Annotated in this window: 7 protein-coding genes, 1 rRNA gene and 1 pseudogene; 5 read left to right on the top strand and 4 right to left on the bottom strand. The window is 40.5% G+C overall.

Annotated elements, in window-relative coordinates:
- A 16S ribosomal RNA gene (locus V7783_RS20710) occupies nucleotides 1–74 on the bottom strand; the annotation flags it as partial.
- A gap of 688 nt (nucleotides 75–762) precedes the next feature.
- On the opposite strand from V7783_RS20710, the gene V7783_RS20705 reads away from it, so the two are divergent.
- Nucleotides 763–1206: an RNA recognition motif domain-containing protein gene (locus V7783_RS20705; protein WP_101033675.1), complete on the top strand. Its 444-nt coding sequence runs from the start codon at nucleotides 763–765 to the stop codon at nucleotides 1204–1206.
- A 42-nt stretch (nucleotides 1207–1248) separates the two neighbouring features.
- On the opposite strand, the gene murI is transcribed toward V7783_RS20705, so the two are convergent.
- Nucleotides 1249–2028 (bottom strand): glutamate racemase, encoded by a 780-nt coding sequence (gene murI / locus V7783_RS20700; protein ID WP_335680343.1) that lies wholly within the window; start codon nucleotides 2026–2028, stop codon nucleotides 1249–1251.
- Nucleotides 2029–2157: 129 nt separating this feature from the next.
- Here murI and trmA point away from each other — a divergent pair, with 129 nt between their 5' ends.
- Nucleotides 2158–3255 (top strand): tRNA (uridine(54)-C5)-methyltransferase TrmA, encoded by a 1098-nt coding sequence (gene trmA, locus V7783_RS20695; RefSeq protein WP_335680342.1) that lies wholly within the window; start codon nucleotides 2158–2160, stop codon nucleotides 3253–3255.
- A gap of 64 nt (nucleotides 3256–3319) precedes the next feature.
- Here the strand turns inward: trmA and fabR are convergent, their stop codons facing one another.
- Nucleotides 3320–3937 (bottom strand): HTH-type transcriptional repressor FabR, encoded by a 618-nt coding sequence (fabR, locus tag V7783_RS20690; RefSeq protein WP_101033668.1) that lies wholly within the window; start codon nucleotides 3935–3937, stop codon nucleotides 3320–3322.
- Nucleotides 3938–4093: 156 nt separating this feature from the next.
- On the opposite strand from fabR, the gene V7783_RS20685 reads away from it, so the two are divergent.
- From V7783_RS20685 to mnmH, 3 genes are all read left to right on the top strand, one after another.
- Complete coding sequence (locus tag V7783_RS20685) at nucleotides 4094–5203, top strand: acyl-CoA desaturase (protein ID WP_335680341.1); 1110 nt, start codon at nucleotides 4094–4096, stop codon at nucleotides 5201–5203.
- Nucleotides 5204–5950: 747 nt separating this feature from the next.
- The gene (gene selD / locus V7783_RS20680; RefSeq protein ID WP_101033664.1) at nucleotides 5951–7006 is read left to right on the top strand and encodes a selenide, water dikinase SelD; all 1056 of its coding nucleotides are present in this window, start codon (nucleotides 5951–5953) and stop codon (nucleotides 7004–7006) included.
- The gene (gene mnmH, locus V7783_RS20675) at nucleotides 7006–8106 is read left to right on the top strand and encodes a tRNA 2-selenouridine(34) synthase MnmH (protein WP_101033662.1); all 1101 of its coding nucleotides are present in this window, start codon (nucleotides 7006–7008) and stop codon (nucleotides 8104–8106) included. The genes selD and mnmH overlap by 1 nt, the downstream gene beginning before the upstream one ends.
- Before the next feature lie 50 nt (nucleotides 8107–8156).
- On the opposite strand, the pseudogene V7783_RS20670 reads toward mnmH, so the two are convergent.
- Nucleotides 8157–8451 (bottom strand): annotated as a pseudogene (locus V7783_RS20670) (IS4 family transposase); the annotation flags it as partial.

Below are 8451 nucleotides of genomic sequence, written 5' to 3'. Positions count from 1 at the left end.
TGTTACCGCTCGACTTGCATGTGTTAGGCCTGCCGCCAGCGTTCAATCTGAGCCATGATCAAACTCTTCAATTAAAGTTTTTTGAAAACCCCACTCTTACAAGTAAGAACGACGCTTTCGGCTCAATGAATTCTGATTGCTTAACCAACCGAAGTTGCTTAAGTCTTTGTACATATTACTATGAACACTCATCGTTGCATTGAGTTGAAATTTTTTGATTGCCAACATTCCGAAGAACAGAAGACAATTTCGAATAACTCAATACCTGTGAATGTCCACACAGATTACTTGATAAATTGTTAAAGAGCGTTGATGCTATCTTTCATGCATCGCCGTAAGACGCTAGGTCATTGGCTTGGGATGCGTATTTTACGCATTCCCTTTATGGCGTCAAGTGTTTTTTCAAACTTCTTTTTGCCTGTTATCAACACTATTAAGTAGTTGTAAATAACGCTAACCGGTTTCTGCTTTCGCTGTATGCCGTGTCAGTGGATGCGCATTATAGGCAGCTTGAGATTTAGTGCAAGCGCTTTTATTGATGAAATGTTTTGAATGTCGAACTTTTGGTCAGATCGATTCTTTTTTAACTTTTTTGTTCAAAGAACCGTCTTCACCTAAATCACAAAACACTTATTTTTGATATTTAAGTTGATTTCAAGCTCAATTTTTCAACAGTACTCTGGTTTATCTGGTAATTTTTAATTAGTATGTAATAGTATTTAACAGTTATTTATCATTTTTTTATTCATTAGAGATTATTTTATGCAGAAATCATTCGTGATTGTTTTGATTGCGGCGCTTCTTGGCGCTTTTGTTTTTTCTCAGTTTGGCGGCACACCATCTTCGGTAGCGTTTATTGCTGGTGTAGTCGTTGCGACGTTAATTTTCACCTTTATGCCATCTAGTGGTTCAAATTCTACAGAGGAACCGTATGTAGGTCCCACTATGACACTGTATGTTGGCAACTTGCCTTATCGTGTTCATGAGGGAGAAGTAAAAGCATTGTTCGGTGAGTACGGACCGGTTAACTCCGTTCGTTTAGTACGAGACCGTAAAACAGGACGCCGTAAAGGATTTGGGTTTGTTGAGATGTCTGAAGCGGGAGCACAGAAGGCAATGTCGAAATTAAACGACTACAGCTTTCAAGAACGCACGTTAAAGGTAAGAGAAGCTAAATCACAAGAATCTGATACAGAAAATAGCTAATCGTTATTGAGCCGGATTCTTAGCACTATTCAAACAGTGTTGTTAGTCGGTTATGGTTACCAGCGAAAAATCACCAAAACCATAATCGACTAATGTTGCTTTAAGCCCTTCGCTAATATCCTTGGTATAACACGCTTGTAATTGTTTACTTCCATCATTGTCTCTGCTCAGTAAAAACCTAACTCGCTTTGCTACTGCTTCCCCAGAATCTAATAGTGTTACGCCGCCACCAAGATAACAACTAATTTCTGACGCTATCATTGGGAAATGGGTACAGCCCAGTACCAGTACATCAATATTAGATGCCGCTATGGGAAATAAGATATCGTTCAGTTTATTCCTATCGATTTGCTGACGCGCCACATGTTGCTCAGCAAGTAACACTAAATCTGACGTACCAAATAATTCGACCTTGCAGTTTCCAGCAAACTGATTGATTAGCGCTTGAGTGTAATCTCGTTTCACTGTGCCCGGCGTAGCCAATAAACCAATGTGCTTTTTCTTCGATAACATCGCGGCAGGTTTTATGGCAGGAACAACGCCCACGATAGGAATTGTTAATTGTTTTCGTAATAGCGGCAATACCAAAGTACTGGCGGTATTGCAGGCAACAACCACGATACTGGCATTAACACGTCGAGCATGATGGGTGATCAGAGCAACACATCCAGCTATTAACTCTTGCTCTGATAAGTTGCCATAGGGCAAGCGGGCATTATCAAATAAATAGCAATAATCATGCTGTGGCAGCTGTTTTCTAATTTCATTCATGACCGACAATCCGCCGATACCAGAATCAAATACTAAAATAGGTCCAGACAATAGGGGCTCCAAATATGAATATGCTCAGTTTTAATCGTCATGTCATTTTATACTTAGGCGCGTAATACTAGACATCAGCGTCATTTAGTATACTATTTGCGCCCTTTTTTACAGTCTTAGGTGGTCGATATGAATTTAGCTGCAATGGATCCTAAAAACTACGATGCACAATTACAACAAAAGCGCATCAAGCTAGAACAGGCCTTTGCCGATTTCAATCCACCAAAGCTTGAAGTCTTTGCTTCTGAGCCTATGCATTATCGCATGCGTGCTGAGTTTAGAATGTGGCATGAAGGTGATGACTTATATTACTACATGTTTGATAAAGCATTGAATGCTAAAGTGCGTTGCGATCAATATTTGCCAGCGGGGTTGATGATTAATCAAATGATGGCTGCATTAATCGCCGAATTAACTCCCAATCCTGTGTTACGCTATAGGCTGTTTCAAATTGACTTTTTATCGACGTTAAGTGGCGAGATATTGGTCTCTTTGTTATATCACCGTCAGCTTGATGAAGAATGGCGCGAACATGCGACTCAATTAAAGGCAAAATTATCTGCTCAATTTAATGTCAGTATTATTGGCCGAGCACGCAAACAGAAAATCGATTTAGATAAAGACTATGTTACCGAAACACTTACAGTAAACGCTCAACGATTACATTATAAGCAGATAGAAAATAGCTTTACCCAGCCCAATGCTAAAGTATCCGTAAAAATGTTGGAATGGGCCGTTGATGCAACTAAAAACAGCCAAGGAGATTTACTTGAGTTGTACTGTGGCAACGGCAATTTTACTATTGCATTAGCACAAAATTTCAATCGCGTTTTAGCAACTGAACTGGCCAAGCCTTCAGTTGATGCCGCTCAGTACAATATCGATATTAATAAAGTCAATAATGTCCAAATTATTCGTATGTCTGCTGAAGACTTTAGTGATGCGATGGCGAAAAAGCGTCAATTTAGACGTTTAGAAGGCATCGACTTAGACAGTTACGATTGCAATACTATCTTTGTTGACCCGCCTCGTGCAGGCATTGACCCTGAAACATTAAAGCTTATACAAGGTTATGAGCGGATTTTGTATATTTCATGCAATCCAGAAACACTGAATGACAATTTGTTAACCTTAGGCCAAACACATAAAATCACTCGCTTTGCGCTATTTGACCAATTCCCCTATACCGACCACATGGAATCGGGAGTATTACTAGAACGTAAGTAATGCAGATTAACTAACAAACAGGGCGCTAATGATTAGCGTACTGTTTGTTTATAAAGGCAGTTGATTAGGCTCTATTATCCATTTTATGTTGTAACGCTTCAGCACCAGTAGCGACCATCCGCAGTTGCAATACTAATTGGTCGGCCAACGCTCTACGTTCGCTACGTTTTGAATCCAACGCCGATGCTCCCGCATTAAATACCAAAATAACCAGCGCTTCAGCTTGAGCGCGCGCTAACACAGGTGTTCGGTTAGCTTGTGCTTCAGTGTAATGAGCAAGTTCAGAGATAAAGTGTTCAATTTCGCGCTCAACTGCAGCTCTAAATGCGGCAGAGGTACCTGAACGTTCATGTAACAGTATTCGAAATACGTTAGGATTTGATTCCAACACTTCCATAAAAGTGTCAACAGAAATACGGATCACGCTACCACCGGCTTCTGCGCGTTGACGACCTTTACGCATCATTTGACGTAAGGTTAATCCGCCTTCATCGACCATGGTTAAGCCAAGCTCGTTCATATCTTTAAAATGGCGATAGAATGATGTGGGCGCAATACCAGCTTCACGTGCAACTTCACGTAAACTTAAGCTAGAAAAGCTACGCTCGGCACTGAGTTGATTAAATGCAGCATCTACTAATGCACGGCGGGTTTTTTCCTTTTGTTGTGCTCTTACGCCCATTTACTAATCCATTCAGTCAATATTAATTCACAGATAATACCGTTTTTACAACAGAAACACAGCCCTGTTAAGCTTGACCATGACTAGTTCTGTACGTTAAATTAGCGTACAATTGTACGCTCAACTTATTTATCCCTATTATTGGAACCCTACTAAATGAATAAACCTCCAATCATTTGGCTTAATACCCTGTTATTTGCCATTACTTTTATTGGTGCTCTGGTGTTAATCCCTTGGCGTGGTTTTACCCATGGCTTTGATGGCATTGAATGGATTGCATTTGTTATTTTCGCTTACGCAAGTGGTCTATCGATTACTGCGGGTTACCACAGATTATGGTCACATAAAGCTTATAAAGCTCACTCATCGGTTCGTTTTTTATACGCACTAGGCGGAGCGTTAGCACTACAGAACAGTGCATTACATTGGTGTAGTGATCACCGCGTTCATCACAAACATGTTGATAATAATGATAAAGATCCGTATTCAGCCAAAATGGGATTTTGGTACAGCCACATAGGTTGGATGCTGCGCGAGTATCAAGCAAGCCGCTATAGTAACTATAATAACGTCCGCGATTTACAAAATGATCGTATCGTTATGTGGCAACACAAGCACTACTTAGCCTTAGTGATTTTAATGAATATAGGTTTACCAGCATTTATAGGCTGGTTGAATGGCGATATTTTATCAATGGTACTTATGGCAGGTTTATTGCGTCTAGTGGTAGTACATCACTGTACGTTCTTCATAAACTCATTGGCTCATCTCTGGGGTAAACAACCGTACACAGATAAAAATACCGCTAAAGATAATGCATTTTTAGCATTGCTGACATATGGCGAGGGTTATCACAACTTCCATCATATTTTCGAAAATGATTACCGCAATGGAATAAAATGGTGGGACTACGATCCAACCAAATGGTTAATCAAGCTAATGAACTGGTTTGGTTTAGCCAGTGATTTACGTAAAGTGCCACAAGAACGCATTGAAAGTGCACGTTTGCAGATGCAACTTTTACAAGCACAGAATCAGGTTGCGCACTTACCTAACTGCGATGAAATTATAGAAAAATTTCAAGCAGAGTATGAGCTGATGAAGCAACACTTAGTTGACTATTATCAAGCGAAAAAGAGCTTGTTAGAGGCGAAACGCAAGCAACTTACAGATCACAATCTGAAACAACAAGTACAATTATTGCGTAACCAATTTCTTGAACAACAACGTAATTGGAAAAGCTTAACTGCTGCTTATACGTCATAATACGTAAATAGCATAAAAAAAGGTTACGTATAGCGTGACCTTTTTTTTTAAGTAATCTCAACGAGTTCGAGTAAAGAGTTAATTAATCTCAGCTCTTAACCCATGTTGAGGTTTGGTAAATTGTTGGGCGCACTTGCTGTTACAACATTTGGCAGTTGGTCTGACTGCCATCGAAAAAGGGGCAATGCTCAGCGCCACTTTAGACCAAAAATCCTTAGGGAAAGTGGTAAGTACCCGCCCTTGTGGCTAAAGTTAACCCCCTCACTCCAGAGGCTAACAGGATCGTATCGCCGTCTGCTGAGTATTCAACAGTGTATTATCACTCATCTTTAACGTTAATGTTGTGGCTAACTGCGCTAATGACTGTTCAGATACCGCTAATAATAAATCGTGGTAGCTTCTCAATATATGAATCAAAGTACTTGATACCTAACCTATTTGACTCGCCAATTTTATTAATCTTAGCTTATCGATGTTCTCGGCTTTAAATGGGTCATCACCATCGCTCGCCATTTGTTTTATGTGTTCATGTGTATGCTCTTTGCGCCTTACCACGATAGTCGGCTCTCCGTCATATTATCTCTATTGGTTGAAAAACTAGCCGCAACCAAAATAAACTAATGCTCATAATTATCTTTTATTCTCGACTCTCGACACAGTCACGTTAATGACAGAGTAAAATACAAGATATTCTTACTGAGAAACATTATAATTGCTGCTCAATACGCCAGCGATAAATCAACTACCATGCCTGATCAAACAATTAAGCTCACCGAATATAGCCATGGCGCAGGCTGCGGCTGTAAAATTTCCCCAAAAGTATTAAGTACCATTCTTGCGTCACAACTCCCTGTGTTTACTGATCCTAACTTATTAGTCGGTAATCAAACACGTGACGATGCAGCCGTCTATAAGCTGAATGAACAAACTGGCATTATCAGTACCACTGACTTTTTTATGCCCATTGTGGATGACCCATTTACCTTTGGCCGAATTGCAGCAACCAATGCCATTAGCGACATATATGCCATGGGGGGAACGCCTATTATGGCGATTGCTATTTTAGGTTGGCCAATCAATCTATTAGCAGCAGAAATAGCCCAAAAAGTGGTTGATGGTGGACGTCAAGCCTGTGCCGATGCTGGTATTATGCTGGCTGGCGGTCACAGTATTGATGCCCCAGAACCTATTTTTGGTTTAGCCGTGACAGGACAAATCCCGCTCGAGCAAGTAAAGAAAAATAACACCGCTAAAGCTAACGATCGCCTATATATCACCAAACCGATTGGAATTGGCATTCTGACCACTGCGCAGAAACAAAAGAAACTGCGTGATGAAGACAGTCAAATTGCACCTGATGCGATGTGTCAGCTCAACACAATTGGTATTGATATCGCTAAAATTGTTGGCGTTAATGCCTTAACTGACGTCACTGGTTTTGGACTGGCTGGCCACTTAATTGAAGTGTGCCAAGGTGCAAAACTTAAAGCGAATTTAATATTATCCCAAGTTCCTTTGTTACCCAAAGTCAGTGATTACCTCGCTCAAGGTTGTATCCCAGGCGGTACCCATCGTAATTTTGACAGTTATAGCGAGTATTTACCGCCATTAACCGATGAACAGAAAGCCATTATCTGCGATCCACAAACCAGCGGCGGATTGTTAGTTTCTGTGAGTGCAGAGGCTGAACATGAACTGAAAGTATTATTGGAAACCAATGGTATTGCCGCAACTTGTATCGGTACCCTCCATGAATATGAACCTCGCGCTGACGGATACGATATCCTTATGGAATTAAGCTAATGAGTGACGTCATTCCCAGCTCAGAATATGGCAGACTATTATTAGAAAATCGTCCGTTAATAGATGTCAGAGCACCCATTGAATTTTCCAAAGGTGCCTTTAGTCACTCGATTAATTTACCGTTAATGCAAGATAGTGAACGCCAAAAAGTAGGAACATGTTATAAACAAAATGGCCAAGATGCTGCCATAGCGTTAGGTCATAGGTTAGTAAATGGTCCCGTTAAGCAACAACGTATAGATGCTTGGCTCGCTCAGTTGTCACAACATCCTGATAGTTATTTATATTGTTTTCGTGGTGGTTTACGTTCAACGTTATCACAGCAATGGATTAAAGAATCTGGCATGAATATCCCATATATTGAAGGGGGTTATAAAGCCATGCGTAATTTTTTAATCAATACTATCGAGCAAGCACCCAATCAATCTAAAGTGCTCATTTTAAGTGGCATAACAGGCAGTGGTAAAACGGAAGTTATCAACCAACGTGATGAGTCCGTCGATCTTGAAGGCATTGCCAATCATCGGGGATCAAGCTTTGGCAAAAATATCGATCCACAACCCAGTCAAATTAACTTCGAAAATAACTTAGGTGTGGCATTACTGAAGCATCAACAACAGCAACATAGCCATTTACTGTTAGAAGATGAAAGTATGCTTATAGGCCGGTCAGCCCTGCCTCATCATTTTTACAACGCCATGCAACAAGCGGATATTATCGTTCTCGATGAACCATTAGATGCGCGTTTACCGCGTTTATTGAATGATTATGTTGAACAAAAACTCGCTGATTATGTGTCTCACTTTGGTGAGCATGATGGTTTTGATGCATTTAGAGCTTATTTGACTCAAAGTTTATTGGGGATCCGTAAACGCTTAGGCGGTAAACAACATCAGCAATTACAGGACTTGGTTGACGATGCACTTAAGGTACAACAAAGCCAAAATGATACCAGTAAACATCTAGACTGGATAAACCTGTTACTCGATATTTACTATGACCCGATGTACCAATACCAACTTGAAAAGAAAAATGACAGGGTTGTCTTCCAAGGGAGTAGGCAAGCGATACACCAATGGCTAGATACTCACAAGTCATAAGTCATTTCAAAATAATGCCCTCTAGATGAGTAATGCTATTCGGATAAGCGCTATTGTTTATATCTAAGTGGATAGCGACTGGGTATGTAGAGCACTGAGCGTGGATACGTTCGGTGCTTTCTTTTATCTGGCAGGATAAAGTGTTTTATATCGGCTCGCATTTGCTTCAGTTTTGCTGGCAGCTTTCCATCTGGTGATAAAGCAAGCCACCTTAATTGTGTATCTATCAAGCTTATTGCAGCGGTAAAACTGATTCGGGTTGGCGCGACCTTAGCTTCCTTTGCTATCGCTGTCATTTCTAAACGAACCAGATTATAAGCGATAAGCACTCCCCACAATTCTTGC

This window comes from Pseudoalteromonas sp., assembly GCF_036960685.1.
In the GTDB taxonomy this organism is placed as follows: Bacteria; Pseudomonadota; Gammaproteobacteria; order Enterobacterales; family Alteromonadaceae; genus Pseudoalteromonas.
Note: the sequence above shows the minus strand (reverse complement) of the source record. Positions and strands in the feature narration are given on the sequence as shown.